At 44.8% G+C, this 17,709-nt stretch carries 21 protein-coding genes; 2 read left to right on the forward strand and 19 right to left on the reverse strand.

The window, feature by feature from the left end; genetic code table 11:
- Positions 1-9 precede the first annotated feature (9 nt).
- The 19 genes from J7I80_RS17475 to J7I80_RS17565 all read right to left on the reverse strand — a co-directional run bounded on the left by J7I80_RS17475 (position 10) and on the right by J7I80_RS17565 (position 15,889).
- Positions 10-1,329: a GntP family permease gene (locus J7I80_RS17475; protein WP_214739873.1), complete on the reverse strand. Its 1,320-nt coding sequence runs from the start codon at positions 1,327-1,329 to the stop codon at positions 10-12.
- A gap of 348 nt (positions 1,330-1,677) precedes the next feature.
- Positions 1,678-3,042 (reverse strand): sigma-54 interaction domain-containing protein, encoded by a 1,365-nt coding sequence (locus J7I80_RS17480; protein ID WP_214739874.1) that lies wholly within the window; start codon positions 3,040-3,042, stop codon positions 1,678-1,680.
- 91 nt (positions 3,043-3,133) lie between these two features.
- Positions 3,134-3,661 (reverse strand): CueP family metal-binding protein, encoded by a 528-nt coding sequence (locus J7I80_RS17485; protein ID WP_214739875.1) that lies wholly within the window; start codon positions 3,659-3,661, stop codon positions 3,134-3,136.
- A 216-nt stretch (positions 3,662-3,877) separates the two neighbouring features.
- Positions 3,878-5,062 carry an MDR family MFS transporter gene (locus J7I80_RS17490; RefSeq protein WP_214739876.1) on the reverse strand — a complete coding sequence of 395 codons (1,185 nt, stop codon included), beginning with the start codon at positions 5,060-5,062 and terminating at the stop codon, positions 3,878-3,880.
- Positions 5,063-5,666: 604 nt separating this feature from the next.
- Positions 5,667-7,100 carry an ammonia-forming cytochrome c nitrite reductase subunit c552 gene (locus J7I80_RS17495; RefSeq protein ID WP_214739878.1) on the reverse strand — a complete coding sequence of 478 codons (1,434 nt, stop codon included), beginning with the start codon at positions 7,098-7,100 and terminating at the stop codon, positions 5,667-5,669.
- A complete protein-coding gene (locus J7I80_RS17500; protein ID WP_214739880.1) occupies positions 7,093-7,617 on the reverse strand; it encodes a cytochrome c3 family protein in 525 nt (174 codons plus the stop codon). The genes J7I80_RS17495 and J7I80_RS17500 overlap by 8 nt, the downstream gene beginning before the upstream one ends.
- A 106-nt stretch (positions 7,618-7,723) precedes the next feature.
- Positions 7,724-8,230 (reverse strand): TlpA family protein disulfide reductase, encoded by a 507-nt coding sequence (locus tag J7I80_RS17505; RefSeq protein ID WP_214739882.1) that lies wholly within the window; start codon positions 8,228-8,230, stop codon positions 7,724-7,726.
- A gap of 15 nt (positions 8,231-8,245) precedes the next feature.
- Positions 8,246-8,377, reverse strand: coding sequence for a CcmD family protein (locus J7I80_RS17510; RefSeq protein ID WP_023626909.1), 132 nt, complete (start codon positions 8,375-8,377; stop codon positions 8,246-8,248).
- 20 nt (positions 8,378-8,397) lie between these two features.
- Positions 8,398-9,108 carry a cytochrome c biogenesis protein gene (locus J7I80_RS17515; protein WP_251027833.1) on the reverse strand — a complete coding sequence of 237 codons (711 nt, stop codon included), beginning with the start codon at positions 9,106-9,108 and terminating at the stop codon, positions 8,398-8,400.
- Positions 9,108-9,791 (reverse strand): heme exporter protein CcmB, encoded by a 684-nt coding sequence (locus J7I80_RS17520; protein ID WP_214739887.1) that lies wholly within the window; start codon positions 9,789-9,791, stop codon positions 9,108-9,110. Before J7I80_RS17520 ends, J7I80_RS17515 begins: the two co-directional genes overlap by 1 nt.
- Positions 9,788-10,492 (reverse strand): heme ABC exporter ATP-binding protein CcmA, encoded by a 705-nt coding sequence (ccmA, locus tag J7I80_RS17525; protein ID WP_214739889.1) that lies wholly within the window; start codon positions 10,490-10,492, stop codon positions 9,788-9,790. The genes J7I80_RS17520 and ccmA overlap by 4 nt, the downstream gene beginning before the upstream one ends.
- A 17-nt stretch (positions 10,493-10,509) precedes the next feature.
- Complete coding sequence (locus tag J7I80_RS17530) at positions 10,510-10,851, reverse strand: hypothetical protein (protein WP_214739891.1); 342 nt, start codon at positions 10,849-10,851, stop codon at positions 10,510-10,512.
- 5 nt (positions 10,852-10,856) lie between these two features.
- A complete protein-coding gene (locus J7I80_RS17535) occupies positions 10,857-11,237 on the reverse strand; it encodes a hypothetical protein (RefSeq protein ID WP_214739893.1) in 381 nt (126 codons plus the stop codon).
- Positions 11,238-11,249: 12 nt separating this feature from the next.
- Positions 11,250-11,720: a cytochrome c-type biogenesis protein CcmH gene (locus J7I80_RS17540; RefSeq protein ID WP_214739895.1), complete on the reverse strand. Its 471-nt coding sequence runs from the start codon at positions 11,718-11,720 to the stop codon at positions 11,250-11,252.
- Between the two features lie 5 nt (positions 11,721-11,725).
- Positions 11,726-13,708 (reverse strand): heme lyase CcmF/NrfE family subunit, encoded by a 1,983-nt coding sequence (locus J7I80_RS17545; RefSeq protein WP_214739897.1) that lies wholly within the window; start codon positions 13,706-13,708, stop codon positions 11,726-11,728.
- Between the two features lie 21 nt (positions 13,709-13,729).
- A complete protein-coding gene (locus J7I80_RS17550; RefSeq protein ID WP_214739899.1) occupies positions 13,730-14,179 on the reverse strand; it encodes a cytochrome c maturation protein CcmE in 450 nt (149 codons plus the stop codon).
- Positions 14,179-15,138 (reverse strand): hypothetical protein, encoded by a 960-nt coding sequence (locus tag J7I80_RS17555; RefSeq protein ID WP_214739901.1) that lies wholly within the window; start codon positions 15,136-15,138, stop codon positions 14,179-14,181. The genes J7I80_RS17550 and J7I80_RS17555 overlap by 1 nt, the downstream gene beginning before the upstream one ends.
- Positions 15,139-15,427: 289 nt before the next feature.
- The gene (locus tag J7I80_RS17560; RefSeq protein ID WP_214739903.1) at positions 15,428-15,607 is read right to left on the reverse strand and encodes a glycogen biosynthesis protein GlgD; all 180 of its coding nucleotides are present in this window, start codon (positions 15,605-15,607) and stop codon (positions 15,428-15,430) included.
- 18 nt (positions 15,608-15,625) lie between these two features.
- Complete coding sequence (locus tag J7I80_RS17565) at positions 15,626-15,889, reverse strand: YtzC family protein (RefSeq protein WP_214739905.1); 264 nt, start codon at positions 15,887-15,889, stop codon at positions 15,626-15,628.
- A 215-nt stretch (positions 15,890-16,104) separates the two neighbouring features.
- Here J7I80_RS17565 and mnmL point away from each other — a divergent pair, with 215 nt between their 5' ends.
- Together mnmL and mnmM are read left to right on the forward strand one after the other, a co-directional pair.
- Positions 16,105-17,079, forward strand: coding sequence for a tRNA modification radical SAM protein MnmL/YtqA (gene mnmL / locus J7I80_RS17570; protein WP_214739907.1), 975 nt, complete (start codon positions 16,105-16,107; stop codon positions 17,077-17,079).
- Positions 17,069-17,641, forward strand: coding sequence for a tRNA 5-(aminomethyl)-2-thiouridylate-methyltransferase MnmM (gene mnmM / locus J7I80_RS17575; RefSeq protein ID WP_214739909.1), 573 nt, complete (start codon positions 17,069-17,071; stop codon positions 17,639-17,641). The genes mnmL and mnmM overlap by 11 nt, the downstream gene beginning before the upstream one ends.
- The last annotated feature ends 68 nt before the right edge of the window (positions 17,642-17,709 follow it).

A 17,709-nucleotide genomic window follows, 5' to 3' on the forward strand; every position in this document is an offset into this window, starting at 1 on the left:
GGACCTTCATTAAATGCCTAATCCTAGAGAGAATAGAACAATCGCGATTGCCACACCAATCAACGGCACAATGACCGTCACAGCCGCCACTGGATTGTACGCATCCTGATGGGACTCGCCACAGATCGCCCGGACAGTCGTGACCACGTAACCGTTATGCGGCAGTGAATCAAGCGCTCCGGAGGAAATGGCAACTACCCTGTGCAGTGCTTCAGGATTGACGCCCATATCCATATAGTGAGGAGCAAGCAATGGAAGCGCAATTGCCTGGCCGCCGGATGCAGAACCAGTCATCCCGGCAATGACACTGACGGCAATCGCCGCACCAATCAACGGGCTGCCTGGAATATTCGTCATCGCATCAACCGCCGTCTGGAAAGCCGGCACCGCTTTTGCGACACCGCCGAATCCTACGACCGCAGCTGTATTACCAATTGCAATCAAGGCTCCCATCGTCCCTTCTGAAAGAGCTTCCCAGAAATTCTTAAAGTACTTGCGATTTAATAGATAGGCAGATACAACCCCGCCAAGCAGAGCAATGATCAGTGCTGATTGTTTCAATGAGTCATGGAAAACGAAAGAAATAACCAGTACCACGACCAAAGGAATAAGACCCATCAAAGGATGAGGCAGCGTCCGCTTTTCCAACATTGGATCTTTCTTCCTGGCTTCAAACTTCTCGCCTCTTGCAACAGCTTTTGTAATCATTCGTTTCAGCCACCAGTAGCCAAAAATCATCATGAAGACAGCAACGATGGCACTGACCTCCCAGCCTGCAACCGGTGTAGTATCCAGGAATTGAATAGGAATCCAGTTCTGGATTTCCGGAGAACCGGCAGAAGTCATTGTAAAAGTGACCGAACCGAAGGCCAATGCAGCCGGAATGAATCTCCTAGGCAAATTCGCCTGCCTGAACAAACTCAATGCCATTGGATAAACAGAAAACGCTACGACAAACAAGCTTACGCCGCCATATGTCAACACAGCACAGGCCGCGACAATTGCAAGCACGGCGTACTTCATGCCCAGCTTCTCGACGATGAACTCAGAAACACTGTCAGCCGCTCCGCTGTCCTCCATTACCTTTCCAAAAATCGCCCCAAGCAGGAACATCATGTACCAGGCAGTAACAAATCCAGAAAAACCGGACATATAGTTGCCGACAAAGTTGGCCGCTCCTTCTTCAACCAGTTGCGGAAACAGCGGCATTCCGCTGAACACAGCAACAAACAACGCAGAAATCGGCCCGACAATCAGCAGGTTCATGCCCCTCATCGTTAGATAAATCAACAAAGCCAGGCCGCCAATCAACCCAATCATACTCAGCATTCTTTTTTCCCCCTTGTAATTTAAAGTGAAAACGAACCAATCTGCCCTCCTTGCACAAAGTTTGATAACGCTTACAAAAATATTGAATAAAATTGCTGTAATATCTTATTGCAACTATCGTGCCAACTTTTCAGAGTATATGAATCAGTGTTTATTCTTAATTTTCAGTTATTTATTTCCGGATTTCCGGACACTATCATTCTTCCATTTGCTTTTACTTAATAGAATAGAAGTTATTCGACCTGTCCGTTCCCGCAAATTAATACCATTCATACAGTGAAAAACCTTGTAAATATTACTAGAAATGAAAGAAGTCCGGAAACTCGGACAGCATTCCGAACTTCCGGACTACAAGAGACCGTATTTATTTAACTTTTCATAAAGGGTTGATCTGCTGATCCCCAGTTCCCTTCCCACCAGGGCTTTATCGTCTTTATTCCTTTCCAAACTTTGCTTCAGCACCCATTGTTCTGTTTCTTCCACAATATCCTTAAGTTTTTTGTTCTTGAATCGGTAAATGGCTGTCTGTGTTTGCAGGTAATCCGGCAATGAATCCAGCGTAATCTGTTCTCCTTTTGTCAAATGAACCGCAGCTTCAATGACATTTTCAAGTTCTCGGATGTTTCCCGGCCAGCTGTATGATTTTAGAATTTCCAGTACGTTGCTTTCAATTCCTGCGATCCGCTTGCCTAACCGATTCGTGACCTTGTCAATAAAATAGGCGATCAGCAGCGTTAAGTCCTCAGCGCGTTCCCTTAATGGAGGAACACTGAAAGGAACGACATTGATCCGATAAAATAAATCCTCCCTGAATCGTTTCTCCTCAATCATGTTCTCAAGCGGCCTGTTTGTGGCAGCAATAATCCGGACATTAACCGAAATCGATTTTGTCGAACCAATCGGTTCTATCTCCCCGTCCTGTAAGGCACGCAAAAGTTTTACCTGCATGCTTAGCGGCATGTCCCCGATTTCATCCAGGAAAAGGGTCCCGCCATTAGCCAATTGGAACTTCCCCTTTTTCCCTCCTTTTTTCGCGCCTGTAAAAGCTCCTTCTTCATAACCAAACAACTCGGATTCTAGCAGGTTTTCAGGGATTGCTCCACAGTTCACCTTAATGAACGGCTTCTGGCTTCTGCTGCTTAACTGGTGGATGCTGTGGGCAAACAATTCCTTCCCCGTTCCGCTCTCTCCCCTGATCAAAATGGAAATGTCGCTGTTGGATACCATTTTCACTTTTTCTTTTAAATTGATAATCTGCTGCGACTCGCCAAGGATGTCATCCAGCGTATATTTTACTCCGGAATCAATTTTCTGGATGTATGGCTGCATCCTGGTCAGCAGGCTTTTTACATGGCTGTCCATTTTCATCCATTCTTGTGTATCCCTGAAAAACACCGTTCCAAATGCAGCTATTACTTCGCCATTTTTAATGATGGGCACCCGGTTGGCAATCATATAGTTGCCCTTGATGAATTGCAGGTCGGCCAGTTCCTCTTTACCGGTCTGAGCGACAATATGCATCCTTGTATTCTCGATTACTTCAGTCACATGCCTGCCAATCGTTTCTTCACGATTGACTTCAAGGAATTCACAGTAATTATGGTTGATATAGATGATCCTTCCTTCTCGATCAACAACAACAAGCCATTCAAACGCATTCTCTACAATGGTTTCAATTATATCTGCCGGGATATGTAAAAGCTTCGTATTCATAGTCCGCCACCTGGTTTTTCTATTGATTTTATCATATTTTTCTGAAAACGATGAATTGCATAAAAAAAGCACCTGAAACAGGTGCTTTAGTCTACATTAACTGCATTGTTGTAATGCAAGTGGCGTCATTCTCAAAAGTGGATATTTCTGATTCTACAGTTTTACCGTTATATCCAATCTTTGTTTTGAACTTTTTATCACGTGGAAGCCACAAATCGATGAAACCATTCTGATGGGATGTCATTTTCTCATCAACGACCACGTTTCCATCCTCATCCTCAATATATACATCAAAATCTTTTTCAACCAGTTCACCTTGACAACCTGTCAAGCTATGATTCGTTCAAGGATGGGTTTGATTTTCGTAAGGCGCGATTGAGACGAAGAAGTCTTCTTCCGAGATATCGTAGACTTGTTTGTCCCCTTCACTGTCATCAATTGTCAGTTCTTGTGAGGTGATGGAAGCTTTATGGCCCTTAATTTCGCCCGTGCTGTAATCACTCACCAATTCCTTGATGTCTTGTTGTTGTTTTTCAGGTTCAGCAGTTTGTTCCCCGCCATTACAGGCAGTTAATAAACCGGCAGCCAAAAACGCAATTCCGAGGATCTTAAATTTCAACCCATTCACCCCCTTGTCTTTCAAAAATGATTATATCATAATCTCACAGTCCTATATTAGATGTAAAATATGCATTTTTTATCGAGAAAAAATGCATAAATTGTGACTGATTATAAAGGAGCATACGTCTTGTTAAGTACAGACAAACTCTGGTGCCGGACAATCCTCAAATTTTTAAAAAGAGCCGGGCACCGTGCCCAGCTCTTTACTGATTCTTTATGCTTGTGCTGCAACGTTATGTGATTCCTTCATTTTCCGGTCATAGATGACAGTAGTGAAGATACCGACAAACATAAGTGCAATGAGGATTGCGAATAACATTGGCATACCGTATAGGTCGACAAGGATTCCTCCCATAAGCGGGCCGATCATCCTGCCGCCAGTTGCGGTGCTATTGACAATCCCCTGGTAAAAGCCTTCCCGGCCCTTTGGCGCCAGGTCATTCGCGATGGTCGGAACCGCCGGCCAAATCAGCATTTCCCCAATCGTCAGGATTACCATCCCAGCCACGAAGCCTGAGAATGCATTAGCTCCTGCAGCAACTGCATAGGAAACCATGAAGATGACCATGCCGATGATGATTTGCAGCTTCAATTTATTCTGGAACGGCTTGATCAGCCTGTTCACAACTGGCTGGCCAAGAACGATCAAAGCACCGTTGATTGTCCAGAGGATGCTGTATTGATTCAGGGAAATGTTCAATTCCTGAGTATAAGCTGCGATCGTGGTTTGCCATTGGACGTAACCAACCCAGCAAAGCAAGTAGCCAACAGCAAGGATAAGAAGCGCATACAGCTTTGTATGGCTCCGGACCGCACCATTCTCCTGAAGTACGTTCGTCTGCTTCGCTGCCCGGGTATCGATGCTGCGATAGCCAAAAATAGCGATCATCATAAAAATCAGGTACATGGCTGCATTCGCCATGAAAATCAGCTGGAAGGAATAAGATGCGACAAGCCCGCCAAGCGCAGCTCCCACCGCCACTCCGAGGTTCTGAGCCACATAAATGGCGTTGAACGCTTTACGGCCGCCTGCCTTCCACACCGAACCCGCCATTGCATACATCGCCGGAAAGACGATGCCAGAGCCAAAACCAACCAATGTCAAAAAGAAAATATATTGCGGCCAGCCTGGCCATAGCGTCAGGCCAAGCAGCGCGAGGATGGTAATGCTGATTCCAAGAATGATAGACTTATATCCGCCAATTTTATCAAAAAGACTGCCGCCAAAAAGATTGCCAATAACGCTGGCTGCAGAATTAAGCATCAATACGATCCCGGCAACAGACAAGGATTTGCCAAGGTGATCATGTATATAGATAGTGTTCAAAGGCCATAAAAAAGAGGAACCAGTAACATTGACTGCCATCCCGATAATTAAAAGCCACAAGGCTCGCGGCATAAAAAACGCCTTCTTTCATTAAGTAAGTTTCGAATACCAAAGTAATTCTAGAGCTTTTCACAATTGGTTGCAATAGGAATTTATGCAGGTATATAAAGTTGAAATTTTCTATTTTTTTGAAGTAGAACTGGAAAAAATACGTGGTTTTTTCCAGTTCGCGGAATTATATAGTCTTTTCGCGGAATCACACAGCATTTTCGCGGAATTATGTACTATTCACAGCCCCGAAGCGATTTCCCAGTTAAAATCATCCTCGATTTTCGTGTTAAACTGTTCTTTTGTAAGGGAATCAAGTATTTAAGAGTCATTTTTTACCGAAAAACAAGTAAATTTACTATCTTTCCGTGGCAATCTAGCGAGTTCTAGCGATTTGCAGCAATCTTACGCAGTAATCATTCACCATTTCACATCATAGACAAGCCTTTTTCCCCAAAAAATCAATAAATACCACTGGGAACCAGCGTCAATGTCTCAGTAATTTTGAAAAACGCCTTCCACAATTATTGACACTCAACCTATTTTCTGTGAAACTAAAGAAAACACCGTACAAACTACCATTTGCACAGTGTTTTCTTATTTATCTTTTCTCTGAATTTACTATTCTCTATTTTTTTGGAGCTGGCTGTTGTGCCGGGAAGTAACTGTTCACTGCTTTTTCTTTCTTCTTGAAGTTATCTTTTTCGTCGTAAACAGCCTTCTTCACTTTTTCAATTTCTGTTTTAACTTCTTCCAGATTTACGCCTTTCTTGGTCAATTCCTCGATAGCAAGATTGATCGCCTCATTCGACTCTTCAATTGACACCATCAATGAATCCATTGCTCCCTGCGGATTATGGAAGCCTGCTGCACTTTCAGCTGCAACAATATCCCAGAACCATTGTCCTTTTCTGATATGCTCCTGAGCCTGCTTGATTTTCTCCTCACTTACTCCCGAAGTAATCATTTTATTCACGTAATAGTGTGAGGTGATCGAAATATCCTCAGCCTTATGAAGTGCTTCCATATGTTTATCCTGGATACCGATAACTCGTTCCTTCAGCTCCTCCATATCCCTGTTGGTATGGCAGGTTGCACATGACTGATCCATTGTCTTAAGCGGTGACGTCCACCAGTGTGAGCTGATTTTCTTTTTGCCATCCACTCTGTCATATGGCATGTGACAGTCTGAACATGTAACTCCTGCTTCACCATGCGGACCTTCGATATGAGTCTCAAAGTCAGGGTGCTGCGCTTTTAGCATTGGCGTTCCTGAAACATTGTGGACCCAGTCCTTCTCAAAACCTTGTTCCTTAGCAGTAGTTTCGTAGTATTCGTACATATCTTCTGGCTCAAAACCGTTTGCCCAAGGATACGTTACTTCACCGTTATCTGCAGCAAAATAGTACTCTACGTGGCACTGGCCGCAAACATAGTTCCTCATATCATTCTTCGTTGGGTTGGACATGTCGATTCCCTGTGACTCCATTGCCTTAATGAAGCTAGGACGTGTGACGCGCAAATCCATTGTCTGCGGGTCATGGCAGTCTGAGCAGCCGATTGGTGAGTGACCCATCGCTTCTGCCTTTGGCCAGATATCTTCGTTAAAATTGCCGCCCCAGTAATCGTCACCCATTTCCTCAATCATGTGAGGAACAGCAGTCGACTTACAGGTTAAGCATGATCCGATTGATTTGTCAGTGATACGCGCAATCGCCCGAACATCCTCATTCGCATAGATATGGCCGCGATCCTCATTGTACTCAGTCGCAAAGCCATAGCCGTTAAAAAGGACTGGCAGATAGGGTTCCTTATCATGGTCGAACTTGCTTCGTTTGACGGAACCGCTATACTTCGTATCCTCCATTTTTTCGTTTTGCTTGTAGCTGTCATATTGCAGCGGGAAAAGGTCCTTGAAGGCCTCATTGCTGATTTCGTCTTTGCTCAGCCCCGTTTTCAGCTCACTTGCGGAAGTTGCTTCTTCTTCCGAGCTGGAGCAGCCTGTTATGATGAGCATGACAGCCGCAAGGAGCAAAAATGCCCAGCGGAAATTTCTAGCCATTGTTCATCGTACCTCCTTTATTTTCTAAAAGCTCGCCTGGTTTCGGCGGTTTAAAATAATCCTCTGTTTTGAAGCCTTTCCCGTGCGGCACTGCCTGGTGACAGCTTGAACAGCTGTCTTTTGCATCATGTGAAACGTTGTCCAGCGTATTCTCATGGCAACTGATGCAGTTCTCATTTATGACTTCTTCAGAACCTTCTGTTGCGTGGAGTACCTTCGGGATTTTTGCCTCGCCCAGTGTATTGAAATACACATGCGTCATTCCGGCCTTTGCCTTATAGGTGTATTTATTTACCATCGAATCATGCGGCAAATGGCAGTCGCCGCAGGACAGACCGGCGTGGTTGGAATCAGAGAACGAGTCATGGACCTCTGTCATGATATGGCAGCTCGAGCAAAATTCAGGTGAATCCGTATACGCAAGCGTTTTGACAGTGACGACAGAAACAATGATTCCAGCAAATACGCCAATGAATAACAGCATCTTTTTGTCTATTCCCAGTAGCTTTTTCAGCATCTTTCTCACCTCCCTTAAAGCGGATTCCAGCAATCTACTAAAAGCTGCATTCGCATGGTTCAACCGAAAACAGCTTTATTAAAACACGGATGTGCTTTAACCAAGGTTATGGTGAAACTTTTTCCTGGATCATTTTGATTAAATCGTCTTTCGTTGTCGGGCCGGAGAAACGTTCAACAATGACACCGTTTCTGTCGATGATGATTGTCTCAGGCTGGCCGATGACATTGTAATCCTTGGAAATGTCTTCTTTTGTATCTAAAAGATACGTAAGCTTAGAGTCGCTTTCGGAAATGTATTTCTCCATCCGTTTTTTCGATTCGCCTTTAGCGAGGATCAGCAGCTTTGCATCCTTATACTCTTTGCCGAATGCTTCCAGTTCAGGAGCTTCGTCAATGCACGGTGCGCACCAGGTTGCGAAAAAGTTAAGGACCACTGGCTGGCCTTTAAAATCCGATAGTTTATACGTGTTGCCTTCGATATCCTGCAGCTCAAAATCGATGGACTGGTCACCAGGCTGGGCGGATGCTTTCCCTCCCAGTCCGCTGACCAAAAAGCCGAGAACTCCGAGGACGGCAGCGATGACAATGACCGGAACAATCTTTTTGCCCATTCTATTCACCCGCTTTTAAAAATCTGAGTTCCATTCTTCAAGTAGTTCTAGCTCTTTCTTCAGCTGCTTCTGGCGGCGCCCAAGCACTACTACATAACCAGCGATCAACGTCCAAATAACTGAGTAAGCCATGAATAAGTAAGTCATTTTAAACTCCTCCTTAGTAATTATCCTGCAAGCTTTTCAATTGCTTTTGACTTTGCCTTTTTGACGATATGCCGCATTTTTTCGATTTCGATTCCTTTGCGCATCAAGAAAGTGTACAGCACGGTAATCGTAAAAATCGAGAACAGCAGTGCGACCAGCATATCGGGTTCGATTCCGCCGCCCGACTGGTTTTTGCCTTCACCGAAGACTACTGGATGCAGCTTCGTGTTCCACCAGCGGATTGCCATGAAGACAATCGGGACATTGATCACGCCAATGATGCCAAAAACAGCTGATAGCCTTGCGATTTTTTCCGTAGAACCATCCATTTTGCGGACGAACAGATAAGCTACATAGATGAACCATAAAATCAGTGTTGTCGCAAGACGCGGCTCCCATGTCCACCATGTATTCCAGCTTGATTTTCCCCAGATCATCCCGGTAATCAGTGTGATTGTCGTGAAAAGCACACCAATTTCAGCGGAGATTCCAGCATTGATATGATGCTGCAGCCTAGGCTTGATCAGCACTCTCACACTGTAATAACCCACGACACCGAATGCGAGGAAGGCGACCCAGGCACTCCCAACGTGAAAGTAAAATATTTTCTGTGCAGCGCCCATCACCTTTTCAACAGGCGACCAAATAAAAATCAGATAAAGTGCTATGAAAAATGACGGAATTAACGTGAACAGCAGCAGCCGGTCGATAATGCCAGTATTCTTTTTCATCAAGACCCCTCCATAATAAATTCGAATAAGAAAAAGCATGCAGCCAGGAACAATAAATCGTAAGCAGCTATCAATCTGATCCAGGAAGATGCATCCGCAATCACTTCATTTTCAAGGATGATTCTTGTCGCCTGGACCCCTGCGATCAGCAGTGGGCTTAGAAGCGGCAGCAGCAACACCGGCAACAGCATCTCGCTATTCTTTGCGTTTGCCGACAGCGCAGCCAGGAAGGTCCCGACTATGATGAAACCGAGTGTACCAATGATGACCACAAGGATGAACCAGCTTACTTTTCCAAAAAAGCGATAGTCAAACAGCAAAAACAAAACAGGGATGCTGACAAGCTGTACGGCCGTTACGAGGATGAAGTTTGCCAGCACCTTGCCAAGATAAATGCTCGAAGGATCGATTGGTGCAGAACGCAGTCCTGTCAGCGCATCGTTTTCGTGTTCGGAAAGGAAGGAACGGTTCAACCCAAGGATCCCTGAGAATACGGTAATCAGCCAGACAAGCCCCGGAATGACCGCTTTAACCATATTGTTCGTCGGATCAAAGGCAAAGCTGAAGATCAGGACGACAAGACTCGAGAAAATGACCATCATCCCGATTGTCTGCTTTGTTTTGATCTCATTGCTCAGGTCTTTGCTGGCAATCGTCCACGCATCTTTAAGGATTGAAATCATGGGCTCTTCACCTCAGCTTCGTACCAGGTTTTCATCTCTGCCAGGCTTACTTCCTCTCCAAGAAGCTTTGTTGAGACGATCTTTCCTTTTTTTAATACGGCCGCCCTGTCAGCAAGTGCATGAACCTGCTCAAAATCATGTGAGATGATCAGGATTGACGTCCCGCTGTCCCGTTTCTTTTTAATGATTTGATTCAAAAGCGCAACGGCCTCCTGATCAAGGCCAGTGTGCGGCTCATCGAGCATCAGGATATCAGGGTCCGGGAGCAGCACCCTGGCAATCGCCAGTCTTTGCATCATCCCTCTTGAAAAAGACCGGATCGGCATATCCCTGAAAAGGTAAAGACCTACTTCCTTTAAAAGCGCATTGGCTTTTCTGTCAAGATCCTTTACCTTGTATAGTTTTCCGTAAAATTTAAGATTTTCTAGCGGGGACAAGTTGTTATAAAGAAATGATTCGTGACCTAAAAAGCCAATCCGCTGCTTAATCTCAGCCGTATTTTTCTTAACAAGCCTTCCATCCAGGAGAATCTCCCCGCTCGTTGGCTGCAGGAGTCCGACTGTGCATTTAAAGAAGGTGCTCTTCCCTGCTCCATTCGGGCCAATCACCGCTAGGATCTCTCCTTTTTCCAATGAAAGGGTGATGTTCCTTAATACGAGCTTATCTCCCAGCATTTTGGTCATTTTCCTCAGTTCCAGCATGGTCCCCAACTCTTTCGTTAAGTATATTGTTCCAGTTCTTTGTTTACCTCGGCGAGATGGCTCTGGTAATCAAGCTTCATCTTGTTAAAATGCTCCTCGGTGATTTCCGCTGCCGACAGTCTTGCTTCAAGTCCGGCCAGTTCAGCTTCAATCACTTTTTTTCTTACCAAAAGGTGTTTGAACAACTGGTCTTCCTCACCAATGATGTCTTCAGCAGGCTTCCTCCGCTTTTGCCAAAACCAGACAGCAGTAATGACAGCAGCTAAAACAATCAGTAAATAGTGTGGGTTCAGCATGTTCAACCCCGGCGTCGTCAGCCAGAAGTTAACAAGCCACTCAGGATGGTAGGCAGGTGCCATTATGATCACCCCTTCTGCTGGCGAAGCTTCTTCAGCTCTCTAAGAATTTCTGCTTCTGCTTCGGCATCCTTTTTCTTCTTTTTGCCCTCTGCAAGATGCTTAGCCTTTCCTAGCTTGAGTCCCTCTGTTTCTTCCTTTAACATTTCAGCACCAAGCAATTGATAACTCTCTTTCAATTTCTCGAAATCCTCGCGGGTGATTTTCTTCATTAAAAAGTCCATTTCCAACTCATTCACAGCGCTGTATACCTGCTCCAGCGTCAGCTTTTCACTCTCTGTCTCCACTCCCGAGGCAGACACCTCGCCAGCCGAGAAGAAAGGAGAGATGATAAAGTAAAAGCAAGTAATGATTACGAGTGAGCCTATTATTAAAAATACATAATCCATTTTGATCAGCTCCTAGAAAAGCTTCCGGCGCTCTTCGTCAAATGTTTTTGCCGCAATTTCTTTTTCCACTTCCGAATTCCATGCATCCTTCGTCTCAAGCTTTGATTCTGCCTTTTTGACCGTTAATTTCCTTAGCCAGACACCGACAATCACACTGCCGATTCCAACTCCGGCAGCTGGCATTCCCCAGGCAATCCAGCCGCTTGTGCCGCCGCCCGGAGTTCTCAAAGCCGCCTGCCCGTACTCATCAACATAGGACTGGATGATTTCCGGTTCTGTTTTGCCGCCGTTCAGCATCTCGACCACTTCATCGTAGTAAATCTTCTTTACTGAACATGTCGACAATTCATGATCACCATGGCCCTGCATATCAAGCTGTCCGATGATTTGCTTGAATTCCTTTGAGTTGTAGGTGAAAGCTGTTGTCATGCCGGGAATCAAGATAAGCATAAGGAGTGTTGTTAAGAGAACTTTCCTATTCAATTTTTTCACCCTCCCACTCTCGAAATGCCTTTATTGATCTGGTAGCGGAATGTTGTCGGTCTGCCGCCTATGAGGGCGAATGCTGTGCCGATCACCATGATGATGCCGCCCATCCAGATCCAGCTTACGAATGGATTCACTTTAACCATGAATGTCACTTTGTCTTTGTTCTCCCAGGAGCTTAATACCACGTATAAATCCTGGCTCCAGTTCGTCTTGATTGCTACTTCTGTTGATGGTTCAGGCCATGTTTCGTAAAAGATCTTTTCCGGCTTGATTTTGCCGATATCCTTGCCCTTATACGTAACATCGATATCGGCCACCACTATTCCATTGCCGTTTTTCGTATGTTCAGTCAGTTCATTGAATTTAAGGCTGTAATCCCCGGTCTTGATGCTGTCGCCGGCATTTACTGTTTTCAGCACTTCAGTTGAGTAAGTGTGCGAAGAAATGACGCCTATCGCGATGACAGCAATCCCGATATGGACGATATAACCGCCATAGCGGCGCTGGTTTTTTACCGTCAGCTTGAACGCTGCCTTAAAGATATTCTCCTTTGTAGCTTTCCTGCGGGCACTTATGCCTCTGGCAAATTCCTGCAAGTGCGTCCCAAACATGAAGCTTGTTGCCGATAAGCCGATAATCGCGTAAATCCCCTTGACGCCAAAAGCGAGCAGGATGATTGCGGTGGCAACACCCATTGCCAGCGGCCAGAGCATGTTCTTCATGAACTTTTCGAACACCGCTTTTTGCCAGGCGATCAGCGGACAGATACCCATCAATACAATCAGCACCAACAGAATCGGAGCCATCACTTTATCAAAATAAGGCGCACCGACATTGACCTTTGTGCCTGTAAAAGTTTCCGAAATCAGCGGGTACATCGTTCCCCAGAAAACAGCGAAAGCTGCAGCCACGAGGATCAGGTTGTTCAGCAGGAAGCTGCTTTCTTTTGAAAAATAAGCCTCTATTGGGCTGCTGTCTTTTTTAATCATTCCGTATCTTGTCATTACGACATAAAGAGAAAACAGCATCATGAACGCCATGAAAACAAGGAAGTAGGTGCCCAGATTGCTGTCCCCGAATGCATGGACACTCGTCAGGATCCCGCTCCTGACAAGGAAGGTTCCAAACAGTGTCAGGATGTAGGATAAGATAATCAAGCTTACGTTCCACGTCTTCAGCATGTTTTTCCGTTCCTGGATCATAACTGAGTGCAGGAATGCTGATACGGTCAACCATGGCAGGAATGAGGCATTTTCTACCGGGTCCCATGCCCAGTATCCGCCCCAGCCTAACTCAAGGTATGCCCACCATCCGCCAATCACATTTCCGAGAGTCAGGAACAGCCATGCAAGCAAGGTCCATCTTCTCGTCAGCTTGATCCATTCTGAATCCATTCTCTTCAGGATCAGAGCCGCGATTCCGAAGGCGAATGGTACTGCCAGCCCGACATAACCCATATAAAGTGTGACAGGATGGAGGATCATTCCCGGATTTTGCAGCATCGGGTTTAGCCCTTTTCCGTCAGCCGGTATTTTATCGGTCATTTCAAATGGGTTGGCATTCAGCGCCATCACTGTGAAAAAGAACAGGATGTTGACCATCAGAATGCTGGATACGTACGGCATCATTGGATTCTTTTTTTCTTTTGAAAATACCACCATTGCTGCATATAGCGCTAAAAGGAAAGCCCACAGCAGAAGGGAGCCTGCATTACCCGCCCAAAATGCCGTCAATTTATAAGCCATTGTCAGACTTTCATTTGTATAAGAAGCCACATATTTATATTGGAACTGGCTTGTGCCGAGCAAGTAGAGCAGCAGGAAGGATGCAATGCTTGCTACGAAAGCAAGTGAGAGGACTGCCCCCCTTGCGCTTTCAATCCACTTACTGCTTTTCTTCTTTATCCCGACGATATTTGCAATGATTCCATAAAGCGAAATCACGATTCCAAGGTAGATTGAGATGTTCCCAATTAGATACATACAGATAACCACCCATCTGTTTTATTCCTGCTTGTCATTTTTGTATAATTCCTTATGCATCTCAGTATCATAGTTCTCCATGTCTTCGCCTTCATATTTGGTCGGGCATTTCGTCTGGACTTTTTCCGCTTCGAACACTCCGTCTTTTTGGATAAAACCTTCTACCAGGACGATGACATCCTCTGAGAAGTTATCCGGCTTGATGCCTTTATGAAATACCTGAAGCGTTCCCTGGCCTTCCTCGTAAAGCTCAAAACGGAGCTCAAGCTTGTCGGCATCCCATTTCACCGATTCCTTATTAAGCAAGCCCTGGGTCATAATATAATCGCCTTCATATTTCGAGCCATTTTTGCTGAGGTCGGCAATCGTGATTTCCTTGCTCCCTGCGCTCGGCATTGTTGAAAACATCATGATCACGAATGCCACTGCTGCCAGGCTCAGCCCCACTACGATTTTTTTATTTTTGGACATTATTTTCTACCTCCCGGCTTTTTGATCAATTCGTTGTACTCTGCTTCCGTTATGCTTCCTTCCACAAGCATTGAACGGAGCTTTGCCTTTTTGGCATCAAATTCATTTGGTGCCACGCTTTTTACCGGCTGAGCTTTCTTTTTCTTCATGATGAAAATTAATAAGATCGCTGCCAATATAGTCACACTGCCAACGACTGTAATGACAAGCCACAGAGGCATTTTTTCATCATTTTGTTTTACAGTGCCGGCCTTCTTCGCATCCCCGGCCATCGCTTCCATGATTTCCGCTGTAGTCCTATCGTCAGTTCGTTTGTATTCAAGTGAGATATTCTTTTCATCACCAGGCTTCATTCCCTGGCTCTGATACAGGAACATGTTCATGTTGTAAGAGTTTTTCTGGTGCTGCTCGGAAGCAGGCTCCAGCTTGAAGCTTTCCGTGCTGAGCGGCTCGACGAAAATCAGGTTAAATAATCCGATATCAGCGAAGTTTTTAAAATCATAGGTCATTGACTTCTTGCCGTCTTTTTCCTTGATGCTGTCGGTATAATACTCAATCACAAACTTGTAAATCTCCTGAGGCTGGATGTCTTCGCTCGTTTCCCAGGAAATCGTTCCTTTTTCTTTATCCAGCTCGTATTCAATTTCATTCATTTCTGTCAGGTCGCGGGAATAATCGGCCACAAAACCAATCCTGAAATTCTTCTCATCCATTGGCAGCGGAATGACTACCTTCCCTTTTTGCGCCTCTTCGGCATTGTTCTTCAAGGCCCCATGATAGCCCACCAAAAGCGGGGCATCCTTCTTCTTATCTTTTGGGTGATACGAATATTCCGGCATCACCTGGATCGTAAGCTCCTCCATATTAAGGATATTGGATTTTGCTTCGGCGTTACCCTTATCAGGCAGCTGGAATATGAATATTAAAATGATGGCCGATAATAACTTAATGAGTTTCATTTAATTGACTCCTTTCTATATGTGACAAATTCGTGAATGTTTTCACAAGACAACTCAGATGGAAAAAACGATTTATTTTTTATAGGTTTTTTTAACACAATCATTTCCTGGCCCTTTTTGGTCTACCTTATTTAAACCATTTCTGAATGACCCCAATCTGTGATTTACATCACGGAATTTTCATCAGTTTTATCCGATTTGTGAACGGGGGGTATGAATCAAAATCTGCTATTCGCCCCATTACACAAAAAAAACCCCACTTCCGCAAAGAAGTGAGGGTGTTACAAATTTATGAAGATTGCTCTGGTTCAGGATGGAATTTGGATTTTACAGGCTGCCCGCCGCTTTTTTCATATTTTTTCTTCGCTTCTTTTACCGGATCATGATCCCTTCCAAGCTCGAGATCCTGGTTATTGATGCCGTTCCTTGTTTTTTGTTCAGGATTATTCTGCTTTGAGCGCTTTTTCAAGATGTTTTCCCTCCTGTTTTAGTGATCAAGCAAAATCATATTGCTTTGGACTTGCTGCAGTTGAAGCCTCATTCTATGCAATTGCTCGCGCTGCTGGGAATTAGCGCTGAAGGAAAGCTTGGCAAGATCATTGTATGCGTCTTCTAGTGCCTGCAGTGCATTGGTAAAATTGCCATCATTATAATGCTGCTGTGTGGCAGCATCCTTGTATTGTTCCTGGGCAAGATTGATTGCATCCTCACATTGCTGAAGTAACTGGTCAACCGATTGACGTGTTGCCAATAGTAGCCCCTCCTTTACTTGATGCTGAAGCAAAGTCTGCTTCTTCTTTATTTTGTTCACAATACATTTTCCTATCACGATTTTGCGAATGTTTAATGATGGCAATTGCGTTGGATACATATTGTAATCTTTTTGCAATTGGATTCACGTTCTCTAAATGGTACAATTTTTATTATTCATTTTTTTGACAGACAGGCTATTAGGAGGTTTCTGGCATGATTCAGACCAACCCTTTTCACTACGCAACAGACGATAAACGATACCATACATGGAATTACCATTTACGTAATCATTTTGGCCATAAGGTTTTTAAAGTGGCGCTTGATGGCGGATTTGATTGTCCGAACCGTGACGGCACGGTAGCCCACGGCGGCTGTACATTCTGCAGTGCGTCTGGCTCAGGGGATTTTGCCGGTGACAGAGTAGAAGATCTTGGCAAACAGTTCAAAAAGATAAAAGAAAAAATGCACACAAAATGGAAAGACGGCAAGTACATGGCCTATTTCCAGGCTTTCACGAATACCCATGCACCGGTTGAAGTCCTGAGGGAAAAATACGAAACGGTGCTGAACGAGGAAGGTGTCGTAGGGCTATCGATTGCAACAAGACCCGATTGCCTGCCTGATGATGTTGTTGAATATCTGGCTGAACTCAATGAGCGAACATATTTATGGGTTGAGCTTGGACTTCAGACGGTTCACGAAAAAACAGCCAATCTAATCAACCGTGCTCATGATTATGAAACGTACAAAGAAGGTGTGGACAAGCTCCGGAAGCACGGCATCAGAGTTTGCTCACATATTATTAACGGGCTGCCCCAGGAAACACCTGAAATGATGATGGAGACTGCACAAGAAGTCGCGAAACTCAACGTGCAGGGAATCAAGATTCATCTTCTTCACCTTCTCAAAGGAACTCCTATGGTCAAGCAATATGAAAAAGGGTTGCTTGAATTCCTTAGCTTTGAGGACTATGTAAAATTGGTCTGCGACCAGCTTGAAATCCTCCCCCCTGAAATGATCATCCACCGAATTACGGGGGATGGACCGATTGAGCTGATGGTTGGACCGATGTGGAGCGTCAATAAATGGGAAGTCCTGAATGCGATTGACAAAGAAATGAAGCGCCGCAACAGCTGGCAGGGAAAATTTTATACTGGGAACAAAGTGGTGATTGAAAATGAAGCTTGAACGGATTCTTCCTTTTGCCAGGAACCTTCTTGAACTGGCAGTGAAACCCGGTGACATCGCAGTCGATGCGACAGTCGGCAACGGGCATGATACGATATTTTTAGCCAACCTGGTCGGCCCTTCCGGCAGGATTTACGGCTTTGATATCCAGGATGAAGCATTAATGTCATGCAAAACGAAGCTTCGTGAACATGAACTGCAGGATCAGGTGACACTGTTCCATACCGGACATGAAAACATCACAGAGTGCATTCCACCGCTGCATTTTGGAAAAATATCCGGCGCTGTTTTCAACCTCGGCTATCTTCCCGGAGGCAATAAGGACATCGTTACGGTCCCTGAGACGACCATCCAGGCAATCGACCAGCTGCTGGAAATCATGGCACCAGAAGGCATCATCGTAATCGTGATTTACCACGGACACCCAGAAGGCAAGGTTGAACGGGAGTATCTATTGCGTTATGTAAAATCACTGGATCAAAATATAGCACACGTATTAGAGTATAAATTCTTGAACCAAAAGAACAATCCGCCATTTATTATTGCGATTGAGAAGAGGTAGGAAAGATTCATTGATTTATGACGGACACTTTTTTTAGGCTTCCATCAAGTTTTTGTCCATCATCGCCT

Source organism: Bacillus sp. ISL-41 (assembly GCF_018613235.1).
GTDB lineage: Bacteria > Bacillota > Bacilli > Bacillales > Cytobacillaceae > Mesobacillus.